This is a genomic window from Cytophaga aurantiaca DSM 3654 (assembly GCF_000379725.1).
Lineage (GTDB): Bacteria > Bacteroidota > Bacteroidia > Cytophagales > Cytophagaceae > Cytophaga > Cytophaga aurantiaca.
In genome coordinates this window covers 14,301-33,232 of sequence record NZ_KB903639.1, presented here as the reverse complement: position 1 = coordinate 33,232, position 18,932 = coordinate 14,301, and the positions used below count along the sequence as shown (strand labels likewise).

At 37.6% G+C, this 18,932-nt stretch carries 18 protein-coding genes; 5 read left to right on the top strand and 13 right to left on the bottom strand.

What is annotated here, in order from left to right; translation table 11 throughout:
* The first annotated feature begins 111 nt into the window (after positions 1–111).
* Complete coding sequence (locus A3EE_RS0110690; protein WP_018343440.1) at positions 112–1,773, top strand: leucine-rich repeat domain-containing protein; 1,662 nt, start codon at positions 112–114, stop codon at positions 1,771–1,773.
* A 304-nt stretch (positions 1,774–2,077) separates the two neighbouring features.
* On the top strand, positions 2,078–2,950 hold the full coding sequence (locus A3EE_RS0110685) for a hypothetical protein (RefSeq protein ID WP_018343439.1): 873 nt from the start codon (positions 2,078–2,080) through the stop codon (positions 2,948–2,950).
* A 25-nt stretch (positions 2,951–2,975) separates the two neighbouring features.
* On the opposite strand, the gene A3EE_RS0110680 is transcribed toward A3EE_RS0110685, so the two are convergent.
* The 6 genes from A3EE_RS0110680 to A3EE_RS0110655 all read right to left on the bottom strand — a co-directional run bounded on the left by A3EE_RS0110680 (position 2,976) and on the right by A3EE_RS0110655 (position 8,915).
* Positions 2,976–3,551 (bottom strand): histidine kinase, encoded by a 576-nt coding sequence (locus A3EE_RS0110680; protein WP_018343438.1) that lies wholly within the window; start codon positions 3,549–3,551, stop codon positions 2,976–2,978.
* A 119-nt stretch (positions 3,552–3,670) separates the two neighbouring features.
* The gene (locus tag A3EE_RS0110675) at positions 3,671–4,132 is read right to left on the bottom strand and encodes a hypothetical protein (RefSeq protein WP_018343437.1); all 462 of its coding nucleotides are present in this window, start codon (positions 4,130–4,132) and stop codon (positions 3,671–3,673) included.
* On the bottom strand, positions 4,111–4,506 hold the full coding sequence (locus A3EE_RS20365) for a hypothetical protein (protein WP_018343436.1): 396 nt from the start codon (positions 4,504–4,506) through the stop codon (positions 4,111–4,113). Before A3EE_RS20365 ends, A3EE_RS0110675 begins: the two co-directional genes overlap by 22 nt.
* A 65-nt stretch (positions 4,507–4,571) precedes the next feature.
* Positions 4,572–5,405 (bottom strand): hypothetical protein, encoded by an 834-nt coding sequence (locus tag A3EE_RS0110665; RefSeq protein ID WP_018343435.1) that lies wholly within the window; start codon positions 5,403–5,405, stop codon positions 4,572–4,574.
* 168 nt (positions 5,406–5,573) lie between these two features.
* Positions 5,574–8,120: an ATP-dependent Clp protease ATP-binding subunit gene (locus A3EE_RS0110660; RefSeq protein WP_018343434.1), complete on the bottom strand. Its 2,547-nt coding sequence runs from the start codon at positions 8,118–8,120 to the stop codon at positions 5,574–5,576.
* 156 nt (positions 8,121–8,276) lie between these two features.
* Positions 8,277–8,915 (bottom strand): WbqC family protein, encoded by a 639-nt coding sequence (locus A3EE_RS0110655; RefSeq protein WP_033417835.1) that lies wholly within the window; start codon positions 8,913–8,915, stop codon positions 8,277–8,279.
* Positions 8,916–8,929: 14 nt separating this feature from the next.
* Between A3EE_RS0110655 and A3EE_RS0110650 the strand changes: the two genes are divergently transcribed.
* On the top strand, positions 8,930–9,805 hold the full coding sequence (locus A3EE_RS0110650) for a lysophospholipid acyltransferase family protein (RefSeq protein WP_018343432.1): 876 nt from the start codon (positions 8,930–8,932) through the stop codon (positions 9,803–9,805).
* Between the two features lie 112 nt (positions 9,806–9,917).
* The gene (locus tag A3EE_RS0110645) at positions 9,918–10,736 is read left to right on the top strand and encodes a hypothetical protein (RefSeq protein ID WP_018343431.1); all 819 of its coding nucleotides are present in this window, start codon (positions 9,918–9,920) and stop codon (positions 10,734–10,736) included.
* Between the two features lie 89 nt (positions 10,737–10,825).
* Here A3EE_RS0110645 and A3EE_RS0110640 read toward each other — a convergent pair whose 3' ends face one another.
* The 5 genes from A3EE_RS0110640 to A3EE_RS0110620 all read right to left on the bottom strand — a co-directional run bounded on the left by A3EE_RS0110640 (position 10,826) and on the right by A3EE_RS0110620 (position 16,909).
* Positions 10,826–11,242 (bottom strand): DUF1801 domain-containing protein, encoded by a 417-nt coding sequence (locus A3EE_RS0110640; protein WP_018343430.1) that lies wholly within the window; start codon positions 11,240–11,242, stop codon positions 10,826–10,828.
* Positions 11,243–11,406: 164 nt separating this feature from the next.
* A complete protein-coding gene (locus A3EE_RS0110635; protein ID WP_018343429.1) occupies positions 11,407–11,940 on the bottom strand; it encodes an HD domain-containing protein in 534 nt (177 codons plus the stop codon).
* 235 nt (positions 11,941–12,175) lie between these two features.
* A complete protein-coding gene (locus A3EE_RS0110630; RefSeq protein WP_018343428.1) occupies positions 12,176–15,043 on the bottom strand; it encodes a tetratricopeptide repeat protein in 2,868 nt (955 codons plus the stop codon).
* Positions 15,044–15,113: 70 nt separating this feature from the next.
* Entirely contained in the window at positions 15,114–16,085 is a 972-nt protein-coding gene (locus A3EE_RS0110625) for a WD40/YVTN/BNR-like repeat-containing protein (protein WP_018343427.1), read from the bottom strand.
* Positions 16,086–16,282: 197 nt separating this feature from the next.
* A complete protein-coding gene (locus tag A3EE_RS0110620; protein WP_018343426.1) occupies positions 16,283–16,909 on the bottom strand; it encodes an L-threonylcarbamoyladenylate synthase in 627 nt (208 codons plus the stop codon).
* A 189-nt stretch (positions 16,910–17,098) separates the two neighbouring features.
* Here A3EE_RS0110620 and A3EE_RS0110615 point away from each other — a divergent pair, with 189 nt between their 5' ends.
* Positions 17,099–17,746, top strand: a complete 648-nt coding sequence (locus A3EE_RS0110615; RefSeq protein WP_018343425.1) for a hypothetical protein — start codon at positions 17,099–17,101, stop codon at positions 17,744–17,746.
* 49 nt (positions 17,747–17,795) lie between these two features.
* Here A3EE_RS0110615 and A3EE_RS0110610 read toward each other — a convergent pair whose 3' ends face one another.
* Together A3EE_RS0110610 and A3EE_RS0110605 are read right to left on the bottom strand one after the other, a co-directional pair.
* Positions 17,796–18,317, bottom strand: a complete 522-nt coding sequence (locus tag A3EE_RS0110610; protein WP_018343424.1) for a hypothetical protein — start codon at positions 18,315–18,317, stop codon at positions 17,796–17,798.
* The gene (locus A3EE_RS0110605; RefSeq protein WP_018343423.1) at positions 18,298–18,789 is read right to left on the bottom strand and encodes a hypothetical protein; all 492 of its coding nucleotides are present in this window, start codon (positions 18,787–18,789) and stop codon (positions 18,298–18,300) included. Before A3EE_RS0110605 ends, A3EE_RS0110610 begins: the two co-directional genes overlap by 20 nt.
* Positions 18,790–18,932: the final 143 nt, after the last annotated feature.

Below are 18,932 nucleotides of genomic sequence, written 5' to 3'. Positions count from 1 at the left end.
TGAGCAGTGTATACAGTATGCACTGCCTAATCTTCAAAATGTATAATCTTGATTATTCTATAATTGAACATGATCAAAATGACCGGCCTTTTTATATTTAGTACCATTTTTATGTTGAGTTTCTTTTTATCGGCACGTGCGCAAAACCCATTGAAATACAAATACCTATTTCGCAATACCATTTTAAGCACATCCAAAACATATGAACTTGCTGCCGTACTTCGCGGCCGTGTGTATTATCCACGTTACTTTTACATTCCGTCGCTAAAACAATACATGGTCTATTCAGACCTGGATGAAACGGGACCGTTCAAGGTGTATGAAGTGAACAGAAAACCTGACGGTAAGGCTTATGCAATGCTGGATGAAAAAGGCCACATCGTTACTTCATTCGAAACGCCCTTACGCTTTTCATATCGAAGCGGTTGTTTTTATGGACCTGCAACATACATCCCTTTATTAGAGACGGGCAAAAAAGATACACTGCCTTATCATCGCATACATAATGCAACATTAGATTTAAACGAAAAGGATTTTGAACAACTTTTTATTGAATTGTACAACACATCTGAATATATAGAATTTATAAACCTTCGCGCCTCTCGTGACGACATACATCAGGCAGGCATCATTTTCAAACGTCAAGGTAAGGTTGAAATTTTACTTTCAGGTTTGCAGGATAGTCGTATGATCTGCCGTTTCCAGGAAGATCGTACAATCAATAATTTTGATGATTATTATTTACCTGACATCTCAAATCAAGAAAATTATCCGCAGTCGCCGTCGGCAATAGAGATGATACCTCTTGTAACAAACAATATCAACCCGTTTGTTTATTGGAGAACAGGTTTCAATCGCACCTTTCATCTTAAGAAATACAGTCGGGAATATTCTTCCGGCTGGCAAGGTATTGCAAAGGTTCATGGTATTCCAATCTATGTACCCGGAGAAGGATCAGGCACAGCATATGTGCGTTTTAAAACAAAAGATGCAACGTTCAATATAAAAATACTGGATGTAGAAAAGACAGATTTATTTCCGGCGTATCGTTTAGGCCTTCGCACCTTTGAATTACCTGCAAATATTCGCACAAAGGAGTCACTGGTATTTATGGAATCTGTTCAAAATGCAGGAGATAATCGTTTGGGTGGTGGCGTATTTGTGGTACGCAGAACTGCAAATATCAATCCATCATCCGACATTCCATCTGATATAACAGAAGAACATTTCAACACCTTACCGCTCACCTTGCAGGTGGCATTATTAAACCCGGATAGTGCAACAAGTATTAAGATCGGTGCGAAAAATATTACTGCATGGATACCCGAAATTGAACGTTTGAAGAATCTGATCCATCTCGAAATGACTACCGGAATGAATGAGATTCCGGATGAAATTTCAAAACTTACTAAACTGCAAACACTTTCCATCACATACAGCAGCATACAAAAGATCTCTCCTAAACTAGCTGAACTAACGGAACTGAAAAGCATTGATCTCTTCTCGAATAAATTAACGGAGTTCCCACGCGTCATTTTAGAACTTTCGAAATTAGAAACATTAAAAATCGGAGCAAACAAAATTCCGAATTTACCTAATGACATAAATCGACTAGAAAAATTAAAATATTTAAGTATTACACTAACCGATATTACTACTTTACCAGAGTCGATGATTGAAATGAAAAATTTATACATCGACGATAGTCAAAATTTAAGAGACAAGGTACCGGCTGCGTTTAAGCATTTATTTGATTATACAAAACATGAATAAACAGATACGTTAAATGACAAGCATCTACAGATGCTATTAAATACAATTACTGTCTTATGTATCATATGCTATCCTTTTAATTCCAGTACAACCTTTATTCAATACCAAAATTTAAGTATAACCAATACCTGTAATGCAGTAGCTTCTGCAAGAACGATACGACTATTTTTTATTGACTTAAATAATAGCATATCAATCAATAGACTATTCTTACATTGAGAGAAAAAACTCCTGTACCATACACAAATAATAGTATTCTAAGGCTATATTGTAATGTATTTGGCCCTGCAAAACATTTACAGCAATGAAACTAAACAAGCCTCTCATAGGAATTCTTGCCTTCTTAACGGTATTGCTTACGATGCCTCTTGGTCATGCGATCATGATCATCATGGAAAAACAATTCGGAGAGATGCATGTATACAGAGCTGCCTTAACGATGGGAGCTGCAGGTGTGATCTTACTGGTTTGGGGAAGTATGCTGCAAACGGAAAACAAGGCAACATTTGCAGGACTTTTTTCCGGTTTGTTTATCTGGACCGGATGGATCGAATTTTCACATGTATACATTGCACATCGATTCAGTGTATCGCCTCTTATCGAAAACGGAGAGATAGTAACCAAACCCGAATACCTGATCATGCCTGCATCTGTGGGGTTTCTGGTAATGCTGCTGCTCTACTACATTTTCAATACAAAAACAGGCTGTACTTTTTTCATCTGGATCCAGAAACTTATTCGTATCCCTTCACGCTTTGCCATCCAGTTTACAGCTCAACAAAAAAACTACGCTGCAATTACTGCCATAGAATTGATCGTTCTGTTATGGACGTTCTATCTCGTACTATTGTTTGCATATGACAATACACTTCTTGGAGATAAGCATCCTGTAACTTATATCATTGCATTTGGTTCTTTATTATGGTCTGCTTTTCTTTTTAAAGACTTATTAAAAATGAATAATCTCGGTTATGCGATCCGGTATGCAATCCCTACCGTAATTATCTTCTGGAATTTTATAGAGATCCTTGGTCGTTGGAATGTGCTTGAAGAGATTTGGGTAAAGCCTTATGAATACTGGCTTGAAGTAACACTCATATTTATTGTATTTGCTTTGCTTATTTCAGTATCACTGATTGAAAAAGGGAAGCAACGCAAAATACTTACAAAAAATTAACGTAGTACAACAGAATCAACTCCCCCTATTCTATTTTGATTTTTTGTTTTTGGTTTATATCGTCCGCTACAATTGTCAGTTTTCGTGTAAACCCTTCCAGTTCAAGAATACTTACTTTCAGATAATTGACCATCTCTCTTAATTCTTCCTGTGTATACACCTTATCACTTTCCAGGTGATTCATTAAGCCTATACAATTTGTAATGGGCTTCCGTACTTCATGTGAGATCATAAACACCATTTCTTCAAGCTGTTTTTCATACTCATTACGTTCCTTATTAAAACGTTCAAACTGTGTCCTTCTTTTGTACGCAATAAAAGCAACAATACTAATTGCAGTGATCGTAATACATCTGTTAATAAGCAGAATATATGTATCTGATGAAGGTAAAAAGAAAATAAATTTTATAAGCGACACTACAATAATACAACCAGCAAAGACAATGATCGTTGTTTTGGATTGTCTGGAAATACTAAAAAAGCAAAACAGATACATTACACCAATGGCAATGCCAGGAGGAAACTTAAGATCGAGAATAAAAATCCCACATAATATACACGCTGCAATAACAACCTGCTTGTAAACTAGTAATTTTTTCATTACATAAAATTAAGGGTGTCTAATTTTAAAGATGAAGGAATTTGCTCAAAAAAGCAAATCAAATAAATCCAGGGCACCTCAGATAAAAAAACACACGCCTTGTCTTAAAAGAAGTTGTGTTATTCAAAGTGCACAGCAAGCAGATCCTGTATATCCGGATTGGCGTCTATACTTTTTAGTAAGGCATCAAAACTATCCATATCTCTTTTCATAGTAAATTCAGAATAGTTGCGATAGTCTATTTCATTAAAATTTACTGCAATGCTATAACGTCCGTCAATATTGGTCATTTCATGGATAAATATTTTCTTATATGTTTCTTCATACTTTTTAAACTCTGATTCAATCGCAGCAATTGTTTTCTTTGAAGGGGTACAACTAAAATTGAACACAATATTTACATCCGGGAAATATTGTATGTTATAGGTAACGTCAAATCCGTATTTACTCCTTTCAGGAAAGAGCAAAGCGTTTTCGTATTCACGCTGTTTGGAATTGCAGCTAACACAACATAATACGATTAAAATAATAAGTATGTGTTTCATTTTACTCTCTCCATTTACTTCCAGAATTCCCAACATTTCTTTTTATTCAATGCCTTCTGAATATATTCTTCATCATAAAATTCTCCTTCGTCACCCTGCACCCTTGCATTCAATGCTTTTGCAATCTGAATCATTTTTGCAATGGTGATATCGTCGGGGTGTTTTGTGGAAATACTTCCTTCGAAAAAATCCAGCCAGGAGGTCTCATAGGTATTACCGGGATATTCTTTCCAGATAACAAACCCAGGTGAATCATCACCATACATTCTCTTAGAGGGATCTAGTGAACTGTTCGGGATCAATTCACTATCAGTCTCAACATAGGCAAGCCATTCATCCAATGTAATAGAACTTTCTTCTTCGTAATCTTCCCAATCTTTTTGTCGTACAATGTGTAATTCGTATCCCATATTTGATTTATTCGCTACGTGATTTAAAATCTTTTTCTCAAACTTTAAAATAAACAGCTATAATCTTATTGTTTCATATCCACCAGCACTTCCCATTGAATATTTACGGGCTTACCTTTTCTGGTTGCAGACATCAGCGGTAGATTCTTATATAAGGTCTTTACGAAATCAATATATACATCTGAACAGCTCAAGTCTAGATTTCCTGCCCTACTGATGTTTCTGATACGCCCCTCTGCTGTTACAACAAACACCGTACGGCTAACATAATAGTATGGATCATTATAACATAAATTTTTCACTTCCCAATTCATTTTTGCAAAAACACTTCCGTCCTGCAGTCGCGGCAGAAGATCGCATTGCTTACTCTTATAGATTTTTCCCTTAACAGGAGTTTGATTCAATCTGTATGAAGAGTTTCCTTGCGGGAAATGTGATGTATATGCGTATGTTGTATACCACAAAGTATCCGTTCTGTCTGCTGCAATGGCTGCAAGTTCTCCTTTAAATTGCAAAGGCATCACACTGCTTGCCCATCCCGAATACCAGAACCCATCGATCACGGCATTCACCTCATACAAAGAATCGTTGTACTTTCTATACATCCATGCTACGGTGTCTTGCAGAGTTGAGATCAGAACTACGTTGTCTGGTTTTAACTGATAGACAGAACCGATACATTTGCGGACAGAATCCATGTAATAACAATATTGAATAGAGCGCAGGGAATCAAAATAGAGAATATCTTCACGTGCGTATTGTACATACCCGTAGAAGGAACGTGTATCCTGATGTATAGTACTTTCATAATATACGGAAGGCTCTACCTTTATCGTATCCTGTGCAGATACAGAGTTGATAAAAAATATTGCGGCAAAAATAAACAGCAGTTTCTTCATTTGATTTTTTCAAGATAACTACAACACGTGGATAATTATGAATTATTTTTCATTCCCATAGATAAAACTATGGGCTATGAAAATGAGATCTATTAGATCACTCAATAAAAAAAGTCCCGCGAATATTATTCAGCGGGACTTTCTATTATTATCTATAAGAAACGATTCTTATTTACCTTTTTCACCTTCGGTTTTTTCTTCTGTTTGTTTTTTATTACGAACAGTTAAACCGTCAGCACCTTCTGTGTAGTCAGCAACAATTGTGTCGCCTTGTAGAACATCACCTCTTAATATCTCTTCCGCAATCGGATCTTCAAGATATTTCTGAATCGCTCTGTTCAACGGACGTGCACCGTATTGTGCATCGTATCCTTTTTCAGCTAAGAAGTCTTTTGCTTTTTCAGTCAATTCAATTGCATAACCCAATGCCAGGATTCTTGCGAATACTTTTGATAAGGTAATGTCAATAATAACATGAATATCTTCTCTTGAAAGCGAATTGAATACAATTACATCATCCAAACGGTTTAAGAATTCAGGAGAGAATGCTTTACGCAATGCATTCTGAATTGTACCTTTCATCATTTCATCTACATTCTCTTTACGAGACTGTGTGTTGAAACCGATACCAGATCCGAAATCTTTCAAGTCACGAACACCAATGTTTGATGTCATGATGATGATTGTATTTCTAAAATCTACTCTTCTACCTAAACCATCTGTTAAGATACCATCGTCTAGCACCTGAAGCATCAAGTTGAATACATCCGGGTGAGCTTTCTCGATTTCATCCAACAAGATTACGCTGTATGGCTTACGACGAATCTTTTCAGTTAACTGACCGCCTTCTTCGTAACCTACGTATCCCGGAGGCGCACCAACTAATCTTGAGATAGAGAATTTCTCCATGTACTCAGACATATCGATACGTACCAATGAATCGTCTTTATCGAATAAATATTTCGCAAGCGACTTCGCTAATTCTGTTTTACCAACACCAGTCGGACCTAAGAAGATGAATGAACCAATTGGTTTCTTCGGATCTTTTAAACCTACACGTGTACGCTGAATCGCTTTAACCAATTTCTCGATCGCTTGATCCTGGCCTACTACAGCAGCTTTAAGGTCTGCACCCATGCTCAACAATTTCAAAGATTCTTTCTGTGCTACACGAGCGGAAGGAATACCTGTCATCATTGCGATTACATCTGCAACGTTCTCTTCTTTTACATGGTAACGTTTCTTCTTGGTTTCTTCTTCCCAACGAAGTTTTGCGTTATCTAACTGTTCAATCAGTTTTTTCTCGGTGTCTCTTAATTGAGCAGCCTCTTCGTATTTCTGACTCTTAACAACTTTGTTCTTTTCCTTCTTGATATCTTCGATCTGTTCTTCCAACTTGATGATATCTGCAGGAACGTGAATGTTGTTGATGTGTACGCGAGCACCTGCTTCATCCAACACGTCAATTGCTTTATCCGGCAAGAAACGGTCGCTGATGTAACGGTCTGATAACTTCACACACGCTTCTATTGCTTCCGGAGAATAAATAACATTGTGGTGATCTTCGTATTTCTCTTTAATATTATTTAAGATCTGAACCGTTTCTTCTGGAGTCGTTGCTTCGATCATTACGATCTGGAAACGACGAGCCAAAGCACCGTCTTTCTCTATGTACTGACGATATTCATCTAATGTTGTTGCACCAATACATTGGATATCTCCCCTCGCTAACGCAGGTTTGAACATGTTCGATGCATCCAGAGAACCGGAAGCACCACCTGCACCAACAATTGTGTGGATCTCATCAATGAATAGAATTACCTCAGGAGATTTTTCCAATTCATTCATTACTGCTTTCATACGCTCTTCAAACTGACCGCGGTATTTTGTACCTGCAACCAATGAAGCAAGATCAAGTGTTACTACACGTTTGCTAAACAATACGCGAGACACTTTCTTCTGAACAATGCGTAATGCAAGACCTTCCGCGATGGCAGTTTTACCAACACCAGGCTCACCAATTAAAATCGGGTTGTTCTTTTTACGACGTGACAAGATCTGAGCTACACGCTCAATTTCTTTTTCACGACCAATGATCGGATCCAGTTTGCCATCTTCCGCATATTTGGTAAGATCTCTACCGAAGTTATCCAAGACAGGAGTTCTTGATTTCTCAGCACCCGGTCTTGCCGTTTCTTTACCAGCCCCAGCACCGCCGCTACCGAACAGACGAGACGAATCATCGTCTGCATCTTCTGCATCAGAAGCTTTAGGAGTGTGTGTATGGTATTCCAATAATTCTTTGATCACGTCGTACGACACATCAAACTTGTTTAATATTTGCGTTGCAACGTTGTCTTCATCTCTTAAGACAGACAGCAATAAATGTTCTGTGCCTATTAAATCGCTTTTGAAAATTTTAGCTTCCAAATACGTAATCTTCAACACTTTTTCAGCTTGTCTTGTAAGAGGTATATTGGTAAGGTTTTTTACATTACCTGTAGCAGTACCGCGTACTGCATCTTCAAGCGACTTTTTTAAAGAATCTAACGTGATACCTAGTTTTTTCAATAAACTAATTGCCACACCTTCTCCTTCACGAATCATCCCTAACAACAAGTGCTCTGCACCGATGTAATCATGACCCAAGCGCAATGCTTCTTCACGACTTAAGGATATAACCTCTTTCACGCGATTTGAAAATTTTGCTTCCATGTGTTTCTACTTAGATTCTAACTTAATTCAAACTATTGTAAATGTATTCTTTTTTATTGAAATATGTTCAACTAAACCTCATACAGATATTCACATAAACGTATGAGAATCAAGTTTGGTTCTGTATATATTGCAATTATTGAATTTACCACAGATTTACCTCAGAATCTGAGGCGAATCCAGTACCGCGCAAAACAAGAGATCCAGAACACTTAGGTTCATAACAAATTCATTGCCAAAAACCTGATGATATTTCTCTCTGCCAATTTGCCCCTGCGATGGATTGGTTTGCGGATTTATTTTCCCGCGCCTATCTATCACATTCTCTGGCAACTCATCCGGCATAATATACGAATTTGATTCTGAAATCTCTTTATTTAATGTTAATTTTTCAAGACAGAGTGTCAGCATGCTGTAATTTAAATCCCACAAATACACGTTTTTCTGAGCAAAAACAGCAGAAATGTCGTCCATGATGAAATCAAAGAAAGGGGATTTTCCATAGGCAGCTCTTAAAGTCCGGTCGTGGATCTGAAACCACCGCTGACTGTAATCTATTTTAATGTCTTTAATAAACCCACTTGACCCATGTACAATGGGTACAATGAGTACCTCTTTTCCATTGGCGGTGAGGATTTCACACCTATTTCTATAGGTCTGTTTCTGAAAGGTTTCCTGTGCCTCCAATACAATATGATCTGCCTTTGCCAATTCTTTTATGTAAGGAATTGAAGGAAAATATTGCAGATCAATAAGCAGGGTTAATTTATTAGATGTATTTTTGTTGCTAGTCATTATTGATTCCTTATATGCTTCGTTTTCTATTACGTACACTGTCCCGACTTCCCTTTCCGGTCTTGTATGCACTTTCAAGTTTTACTGCATTTGTACTGCACTACATTGTACGTTACAGAGCAAAGGTAATACATGAGAACTTACAAAACTCATTCCCTGAAAAAAGTGCTGCTGAAATCAAACAGATCACGAAGGATTTTTATCTGAACTTAACAGACGTGAGCTTTGAATCGCTGAAGGTTCTGGATATTTCGAAAGAAGAATTAGAGAAACGTGTACGCATTACAAACATCGATGTGCCGATGTCTACGCTCGACAACGGACAATCGCACCTGGGCTTGACCAGTCATTTGTGTAACTGGGAATGGCTGCTGCAGATCTGTGCGATACAATCCAAGTACCCTATTGACGCAGTATACAAACCTCTTCATAATGCAAAGATGGATCAGTTCATTTACAACCTGCGTGCACGCTTTGGTGCGCATCCGGTAGCAATGAAAGATACACTGCGTGAATTGGTAAAGAATAGAAAAACGGTTCGCTCTATGGCGATGGTTGCTGACCAAACTCCGCCACACAGTGAGATCCAGCACTGGGCTACGTTCTTAAATCAGTATACGCCTTTTTATGTAGGCGGAGATAAGATCGGTGGTGCTATGCAGATGCCTGTATTATTTGTAAGTATGAAACGCATTAATCGTGGCTACTACGAAGTAACGTTTGAGATCTTAAAAAATATCCCGATCGCAAAAGAAGGCCATGAAGTAACGCAACTGTTCATTGAACGTCTGGAGGCCTGCATTAAAGAGCAGCCAGCAAACTGGTTATGGTCGCACCGAAGATGGAAGCACAAGGAGGCGAAAGTTGTAAGAAAGGGGACGGTTGTTTAATTAGTGGTCAGTGGTCAGTGGCTCTCTCTTGCATCTATGTCAACTAAGCTTTAAATATTCCAATAGTTAAAGCTATTGGCTATGCAGAGCAATCGTATTTTATTCAAGGATAATGAGAATTATTTTTAACGTATTCCTATTTATACTATTATCTGCACAGGTATTTGCGCAGCAGAATTCTATTATCGGTGTATGGAGAACGCCGCCGAATTTCAGCGTATTGACTTATACTTTTGATTCATCCGGACACCTAAGCTTTACGCAAAGAGGTTGTATGAGTAGTTATGCATTAAGCGGGACTTATAAACAACACAACGATTCTATTTTTATTTTTTATGATACCTTAACATCCTTTCAACAAAGTCTATATAGAATTAAAGATCGATTGCTTTCTCCCGACACCTTAATCTATATTAATGAACATAAAATTCAAATCGCTCCGAACTTTTTCATGTATAATCAGGACCGTGATGAGCAGGTATGTACCATTACTTCCAATGGACTTTTCTCCTTTAAGATAAAACACTTTGGCGACACCTTCACTATTAAACAGTTCACCTATAATGAATGGAAAACGATTGATACCATTATCCCTCCCAATGATGAATATATTAACATGGTGAATTACCCACTATTTTTGCATTCAGGTACAAACAAATTTGCAATCTATATCAACAATAGAACTTATTCAAGGTATACATTTACGGATGGAATTATTATTGATGCCAATAAACCACCGGTAAAAATAGAAAACAAAAAAGTAATTAAGAATACCTTATCATTCAGCGATACTACCATCTATGAAGTTCAGGATCGCTATGGCAATAAGCTTTTACGTGGAAAAGGAAAAACTATTGATTGTAAAACCCTACCTGCAGGTAAGTATGTTCTGGAGTTTGATAATCGGACAACTGTATTTGTTAAACGATAATATAGTGGTCAGTTATGATCGCTCAAATGCATACATAGCTGAAGCTATGGGCTATGCAGAGCGGATGAAATAAATTCATAATTTATAACTCATAATTCATAATTAGTTTTCACTTCCTTCATCTGATTTTTGATGAGTTTTTCAAGTACTGTTAGATCAACGTCATCCAGCTTTGCTATATACACACAGCCTTTGCTGGCTTTATGTTTGCCTAGTTTTTCAAGGAATGTTTCACGACTATCAAAAGCAGAAAGATAAAGTGTTAGTGCTGTTGCGCGCGGAGAAAAGCCTACTAGCGGAGCATTTCCTTCGTGACCGCTTTCGTATTTATAATGATAACTACCAAAACCAATAATGCTTCCACCCCACATCTTTGCTTCAAGCTTTGTGATCGTTGTTATCAATTCAATCAAACGAAAAGCATCCTTGCGTCTGGCTTCTCCTTTTAGTGCATTTACAAAATCTGTAACGCTGGTGGTGGTTTCGGTTGTTTTGTTTTTGGCCATAAATTTAGTGGTCAGTGGTCAGTAAACAGTGGTCAGTGATTCTCTCTTGCGCCAAAGTTAATGAATACTCAAATACGATCCCATAGCTGAAGCTATGGACTATGCAAAGTTGTGTTCATGACAAAGTTCGGTTTAGAATTTCTTACTGATTACTGACCACTACATTATAATTCATACGTCATAATTTTCTTACCCAAACGCTCTTCCAAATAGGGGTTGCCTCCTGTCAGTTCATCCAATAAAATGATTGATTCGTTTCTATAATCATTTCTTTTAGCAACATCCCAATGCAAAGGTGGTTTTTGGAGATTGGTAATTCGATCTGCTAATTTAACCGCCCACACTTCTTTTGGTTGTAGCTTGATCCGGTTAAGGCTGTCCTGCATTTTCTCAGATGAAGGCAGTGTATCACTTTTAGTTAGTGCTGAAACAGCAATGGCAACATGCTGTCCGAATATAGCTGTTAGATCTTCCATGGTAGCAGAAGTATCCTCCAGTGTATCGTGCAACAACGCAACCTGAACAGCAAAGCCCAGATTGAAGTCCGGCGAATAGGGTGCTGCAATCATAACTTCCATCGCCACATTGCTCACATGCACAATATAAGGCAGATTTGTTCCCGGAATGGTTTGTTTTTGCTCCTGATGTTTTGTTGCAGCAAATTTTATGGTCTCTTGATAAATCGTTTGTATATCCATGGGGAAAGAATTTAAGATTCAACAAGAATTAAGATGACGTGTTTTGCATCTGTAAAATAAGATACAAATAAATTATGAGATTACTGTTATAGTAAACAGTAAACAGTGGTCAGTGGCTCTCTCTTGCGTCAATGTTGATGAAGGACAAATAATCCCATAGCTGAAGTTATGGACTATGCAGAGTTGTGATCGTGAAAAAGTTGGATATGCGATATCTTACTAATTACTGACTACTCTATTTTTCATAATACAAATCCATGATACTTTTTGCAAGCTTTGCTTCGGGATTTATGAGTAAGGCTACATTCAAACAATAATACGCAGAGGCATATTCTTTCTTCAGCATCCATATAATTGCCGACTGTGTAAATAAATCTTCATTATCTGTATTGATTTTTACTGCAGTCACGCAAAAAATATATGCTGCATCATTATTTCCTTTTATAAGTGCAACTGCTGCAAGGCCTGAATACGCATCTGCACAAAGTGTATCAATAGCAAGTGCTTTGTTGCAATACTCTTTTGCTAAGTCATACTTTTTATAATAAAAGTAATATCTGGCCATATCTGAATAATCTTTCGCTTTAAGATCTACTTCCGGCTGTTTTGCAATGCGATCCTGTTGTACCTTTTGTGCTCCTAAGGTATCTCCCATTAGAATATAGGCTGAGGTAAGCTGATCATACAATCCACCTGCATTAGACAAAGAATTATTTGTTGCATTCAATTTCAATTCAATTGCTTTTTGAAAATACGGGATGGATTTTTTATAATCCCCATCAATCAGATATAAATTAGCTAATGATTTATAGAAGGTAGATTGATTCGGAAAGTCATTCCGTTTTAAGGCTGTTTCAAAGAATAATTTCATCTGCGCAACCTGTTGTTTATCATAAAGCGTAGGTTTAAACTCTTCGGAAGTAACCTTTATTACTAAGGTTAATTGCTGAAACATTTCATAAAGCAATTTCAATTCGAAATTATTTGGATATTTTTTGCAAGCGGCATCCAAAGAAGAATAATATATTATCTCTTCTAGTTTTTTATTTGCTGCATTTATAACAGGGAAACCCAATTTACTAAGCGAATCTCTTAAAACAGCCATATTTATACAGATATAGGAAAGCGCAGATTCAGGATACTTAATTATCGTATTGATTCCATATTCGTACATTTTCGTGGTATTATTTGTAGCGATAAAACACATTGCTTGAAGTCCTTTCAACGTATCACTTTGGGGATACTGTTGGTAATATTTTTCAAACGAATCAAGTGCTTTATAATAGTCATCCATCTGGGTATAGACCATTGCCAGACTTAGATATGTTTCCATATCAGAAGGTGTTTTATCAAGACGAGTATGTAACAAATCAAGACATATGTTGAAATAATGTGTAGCTTCTTTTCTTTTATTGATCTTCTTGTACATCCTAGCTGCTTCAAAGCACAGTTCATAATTATTAGGATCAGCACGGTATTGATTCACTAAAGCGACAGCCTTTTCTAACGTTGCGGGCTCTTCTGTCTCCTTTTGTGTTACGGATAATAAATCATAGGAATCCAGATTCAAGGTAAGTTGAAGCATTACTTGAAAACATTCTCGCGATAGGTTTACCAATAACATGGAATCGCGTTTTGTCAGAGGTTTTTTTAGCACACCCGGTTTTTCCAGGACTTTTTTAATTTCAAGTTGTTTTGCACTATCTCTATCCTTTTGAGCACCCAGCTTATCATTAAGACTTTCTTTAATTACAGCCCGTTCTTCGTAAATCTCAATATCTTGTGCATAATTCATTGCTGCATCATAATAGATCAATGCTTCTCTGTATCGCCCTAACTTTGCAGTACATCTCCCCTTCCAGCAATTCAATTTATACAACTCAGAAGAATTACTTGCCTTTACGTTGGCAAAGTCTGCAAGAGCATCTTCATACTTACTTGCAAAATACAGGGCTTTACCTCTGTTGTAATAGATATTGGGATAGGTGTTATCCTGATCAATCACTTTTGTATAATCAATGATTGCCTCTGAATATTTCTTTAAATTGTATTCCGTTTCTGCCTTGTTTGCATAAAACTTTGCAGTCCCTTCACCTACAAGTAATTTTTCAGCCTTAATAAAATCGGCCAAGGACAATTCATATTTCTCTTGCTTTTGATAGAAAAGGCCTCTTTGATAATAATATTTTGCTGTTGCAGGACTTAGTGAAATTGCTTTAGTGTAATTTGTTTCTGCTGCGCTGTAATTTTCCATGTAGGAATAGCTGGCTCCTCTGTACACCCAATAATCAGCGTTATTCGGAGACAATTCAATCGCTTTGGAAAAATCAATGGTCGCACTATCGCTTTTCGTTCTGAAATAATACATCAAACCTCTGTTATAGTAATAGTCCGGATTAGTTGGATTCAATTTTATTGCTGTTGAATAATCTGAACAAGCAGCTCCATATTGTTTCAATGCCTTATAAATCTCTCCTCTAACAAAATACGAGTCCGCATCTTTGGGTTTCAGCAAAACAACTTGATTGCAATCAGACAGGGCTTCAGCATATTTACCTAATGCATTGTATGCATTGGCACGCTGTTCGTATACATCTGTAGCTGCTGGATCTAAACGCAAACAGGTACTAAAATCCGATACTGCATCTTCGTATTTCTTAAAATTATTCATGTACAGCAGTCCTCTTTCATAATAGGCATTCGAGAATGTTTTATTTCCTTCGATTGCTTTATTATAATCATTTAACGCGGATGTGTATTGCTTCATTTTCCTGCGGTACATCCCCCGGTAATAGTATACGCTGAATTCATTGGGGTTAAGTTCTAACGCTTTGTTAAAATCTGCCAGACCTCCAATGGAATCGTTTAAAAAATTACATCGTATAATTCCACGATCTATATACACAGAAACGTATTTGTTATCGCAGGTTATGGCTTCAGAATAACTTTTCTCTGCAGCAACAAAATTATCGTTATTCGCATACTCGTTCCCTTTCGTTGCATATACTTTACAAGTACCGGACTGTTCTGCTGTCTGAGCTACAAGAGTTAATTGTAAAAATAGCATTGTAAGAATGCTACTAACTAGTTTGTTCTTATTCATACGTTTTTTTTCAGTGGTCAGTGGGTATGCAATACTATGTAAAAGGAAGTATGCAATACGCCCCTACTATTTATAAACGGATTTTCCAGATACCATTCGGAGTTACGGCATACAAGGCATCCCCTTTCGTTATCAGTTCCCAAACATCATTGCCACCTCCGGAATAGACCCAATGTTTACCATTGTCTACTGATTTAAACACTCCCAATTGCGTCCCTGCATACAAGGTGCCATTATACAATTCCACACTGCTAACTGAATTGTTACCTATCGAATTTAATCCCTTACACAGTGTCCAGTTCTGACCTTTATCCTTTGAAAAATACAGATCGGATGAATAATCGTTAAATGTCATACCATAAAGGACATTGTCAACCACTGTGAATTTATAAAAAGGCAACTGCCCCATTTGTGATGATGGATCAACTGCTGTCCAATTGGCTCCGTTATCAATGGATGTATACAACACTTGCGTATTACCACTTGCACTTGTCCATACGGATGCTATAAGTGTATTGTCTATTCCTACAAGTGTATTTGCACGTACGATGCCGGACATGCTGATATCTGTCCAGTTGGCTCCTTTATTCGATGAGAAATAGATTTTGTTCGCACACAGATATACTCCTGCATCTGCAGCAACAATGTCTGATATGGAAAGAAAACCAGGCAAATCGGTCGTTAACTGTGTCCAGCTTCTGGCTAGATCATTTGAATACCACAACCCTTCAGCCTCTACATATATTCGGTCCTCACATGCCCTGAATACTACTATCGCATTGTTATTTACTGTTACCGGAGCATCCTCTCCATAGAAGCCTGCACTCTGTTTCCCGGATCCCATGTAAAACCTCGGTCCGGAGAATTCATTATACAATGCAACAAATGTGTCGCGCAACATTACCATGCCGGCAAAACCATTTTGATTATACAGATATCCTTGTTTGACCCATGGATCTGTTGGCGCAACGGCAGCGGGATCTTTTTTAGTACAAGAAAATAATGTGCATGCAACACAAAGAATAAAGAATATCTTTTTCATTTCATTCAAACTGTTTCAATTCTTTTAAATTTACTTCATTTTATATGTTTGCACAATCACTAATAATGGCTATTCTCATTCAACATTTATTCCCATAGCTGAAGCTATGGACTATGCAGAGTTGTGATCGTGAAAAAGTTGGATATGCGATATCTTACTGATTACTGGCCACTATTTACTGACCACTATTTTCTATATTATAATTCTTCTACGCTCCCCTTACCTTCTCTGATTACTTCTACTTCGTTTGTTGTGCAATCGAGGATGGTTGAGGCTTCGTTGCCTCCGAAACCTCCGTCAATGATGACGTCTACCAGATTTTTATAGCGCTCGTAGATATCTTCGGGATCGGTGGTGTATTCAAGAATCTCGTCTTCGCTTTTTATGGATGTACTTAACAGCGGGTTGCCTAATTCTTCAATCAGTAACTGTGTAATTTTATTATCGGGAACACGGATGCCGATCGTTTTCTTTTTGGTGTGCAGAATGTTGGGCACGTTGTTGCTGGCGTTCAGGATAAAGGTGTACGGTCCGGGCAGTACCTGCTTCATGAGCTTAAACACGTTTGTAGGTAAGGCTTTGGTGTATTCGGAAATATGACTCAGGTCTTTGCACATGAATGACATATTGATCTTTGCCGGATCTACATTCTTTAAACGACATACTTTCTCTACGGCCTTTTGATTGTGGATGTCGCAGCCAATGGCATAGACGGTATCGGTGGGATAAATTACCACGCCGCCTTTTTTTATGATCTCTACAGCAGCGCGGATCTTTGCTATCTGTGGATTATCGGGATGGATTTGAAGTAAGAGTGCGGACATGTTTTATAATTATGAATTATAAATTATGAATTATGTTTTACATTTCATAATCGAGTGGCCGGTACTTAGTGCACAATGGGGAGCAGATAGCTACATAATCATATGATTATGTTTTTGGGTACAGATTGCTTTATTAGAAATAATGTATTTAATTGGTCATAACAACTATACATTGCCTTTTTACACATCATGAAATATCTGATTTACCTATCTCTATTTTTAATCTCAAACCTGGCGTTCTGCCAAAACAAAAAACTCAATAATCCATCTAAGCCCGGAGATACCACACGTTGGGATAAGCAAATCGCGCTGAATGATATCAAACATTCCGAGTACAACTGGTATTTCAGATTGTATACAGACAAACAAGTAATAGATGTCTGGGAAGACACAGCTGGAAAAACATTCGGGGAAATAACGTGCTGGACAAAAGAACACACATCTAATTACAAAAAACCTTCCAACAGCATTTTTTCTGAAAAGAGTTTATTGAATTCTATACAACTATCTAAGGTCATATCTTTAATTAACTCTTCACAGATATATGCAATTCCTGATCAGGATTCAATCAAAGGATGGGAGCAAGGATTTGATGGTATAACGTATACCATTGAACACAAAATAAAAACGGATTATGCTATCAAATCCTACTGGACGCCACAAGCACAGGGTTCATTGACTGAAGCCCTCCTGGTTCAGAATTTCGTTGATGGTGTACTGAAGGCTGTTGCTGCAAAAGAGGTTTGGGATGCGTTTGCTTCACGTATACCTTTCACATGTTATATCAATGGAGGTCCAATGATAACCTGTAAAGTCCAAAGCAGGGAGGAGTGGTAAACGTTGGTAAGCTTTCCCATAGCTGAAGATATGGGCTATGCAGAGCGGGTTATTTTCTTTTTAATTTTAACAGGTATTGCTTCCAGTTGTGGTTGTATACATTCAGCTGCATGATCAAACTATCCTTGTTACGTTTTACGATTGTTGCATAAGACATCGGCTCTGCTACAATCACGATCGCTCCGGATGCATTTGTTATAGCTTCATTATCGACTTTTTTTCTTTGGAATAGTATGGTATCTCTTCCCTCCCATTGATAGAGATGTGGTGCAAAGATAACAGATCTCATTCCCATAAACTGTACTTCTTCTTTACCAATATCCACCAGTACATTTTGCATGGTATACACGGAATCTTTCAGCCTGGTAAGAGAATCTTCTATCGCAGGGGCATAGACTTTGTATTCAATAATGCTTGTACTATCTAAGGAACCGACCCAGGTTCCCTGGATCGGTGAACGATCGTCTGAATGTTTCAGATCACAACTCAATAATACCAGCAGTACACCAGCAAAGAATATAGTTGTCAGTGAACCGTGGTCAGTGGTCCGTTTAGAACAGTTCTTTTTCAAGTTGTCCTTTTTTATTGGCGTCTGATAACTTCTTTAATTGTTTTGTCAGGGGAATGTTGTTTTCGGGTTTATCGCAATACTCAAGTAATATTTTGTAGGTATGGAGCTTAACTACTTTCGGATCTTTCGCATAGGCAGGCTCCTCCAGGCAGTATTTGGCCATTGATGCAAAGCATAATCCCAAAAGGTTTGGATTTTCTTTGTTCAATTTCATAATAGGCTCATCTATGATAAATGTATAATCGGGTGTGCCTTCCATCCATTTAATGATGAATGCCACGCAGGATGTTCTTACAGAATCTTTGTCTTTATAGGGTGTTGTCAGCAGGTAGGCAGCAGCCTGTTTCACGGTAGGTTCGGCGGATTTGTAGTCTCCTTTTTTCTCTAGCTTGATCTTACTTAAGTCGGGTAAGGTCTGTGCAAAAATGCTTGTGCAGGCAACTAAAAATACCAGTGCTAACATCTGTTTCATAATAAATTGGTTTAGGGGATTTGGTTTAAATGACTAATCTACAAAAAAATAATTGTATTGTCTGAACCGCTGATTAAGCTGATTTAAATGATGACGCTGATGAAGGGCGTGATTTATTGAAAACTTTTAATGAAAATATGGAT

Coding starts and splice junctions, on each gene's coding strand:
- A3EE_RS0110690 (WP_018343440.1), top strand. CDS start 112: ATGTTGAGTTTCTTTTTATCGGCACGTGCGCAAAACCCATTGAAATAC.
- A3EE_RS0110685 (WP_018343439.1), top strand. CDS start 2,078: ATGAAACTAAACAAGCCTCTCATAGGAATTCTTGCCTTCTTAACGGTA.
- A3EE_RS0110680 (WP_018343438.1), bottom strand. CDS start 3,551: ATGAAAAAATTACTAGTTTACAAGCAGGTTGTTATTGCAGCGTGTATA.
- A3EE_RS0110675 (WP_018343437.1), bottom strand. CDS start 4,132: ATGTTGGGAATTCTGGAAGTAAATGGAGAGAGTAAAATGAAACACATA.
- A3EE_RS20365 (WP_018343436.1), bottom strand. CDS start 4,506: ATGGGATACGAATTACACATTGTACGACAAAAAGATTGGGAAGATTAC.
- A3EE_RS0110665 (WP_018343435.1), bottom strand. CDS start 5,405: ATGAAGAAACTGCTGTTTATTTTTGCCGCAATATTTTTTATCAACTCT.
- A3EE_RS0110660 (WP_018343434.1), bottom strand. CDS start 8,120: ATGGAAGCAAAATTTTCAAATCGCGTGAAAGAGGTTATATCCTTAAGT.
- A3EE_RS0110655 (WP_033417835.1), bottom strand. CDS start 8,915: ATGACTAGCAACAAAAATACATCTAATAAATTAACCCTGCTTATTGAT.
- A3EE_RS0110650 (WP_018343432.1), top strand. CDS start 8,930: ATGCTTCGTTTTCTATTACGTACACTGTCCCGACTTCCCTTTCCGGTC.
- A3EE_RS0110645 (WP_018343431.1), top strand. CDS start 9,918: ATGAGAATTATTTTTAACGTATTCCTATTTATACTATTATCTGCACAG.
- A3EE_RS0110640 (WP_018343430.1), bottom strand. CDS start 11,242: ATGGCCAAAAACAAAACAACCGAAACCACCACCAGCGTTACAGATTTT.
- A3EE_RS0110635 (WP_018343429.1), bottom strand. CDS start 11,940: ATGGATATACAAACGATTTATCAAGAGACCATAAAATTTGCTGCAACA.
- A3EE_RS0110630 (WP_018343428.1), bottom strand. CDS start 15,043: ATGAATAAGAACAAACTAGTTAGTAGCATTCTTACAATGCTATTTTTA.
- A3EE_RS0110625 (WP_018343427.1), bottom strand. CDS start 16,085: ATGAAAAAGATATTCTTTATTCTTTGTGTTGCATGCACATTATTTTCT.
- A3EE_RS0110620 (WP_018343426.1), bottom strand. CDS start 16,909: ATGTCCGCACTCTTACTTCAAATCCATCCCGATAATCCACAGATAGCA.
- A3EE_RS0110615 (WP_018343425.1), top strand. CDS start 17,099: ATGAAATATCTGATTTACCTATCTCTATTTTTAATCTCAAACCTGGCG.
- A3EE_RS0110605 (WP_018343423.1), bottom strand. CDS start 18,789: ATGAAACAGATGTTAGCACTGGTATTTTTAGTTGCCTGCACAAGCATT.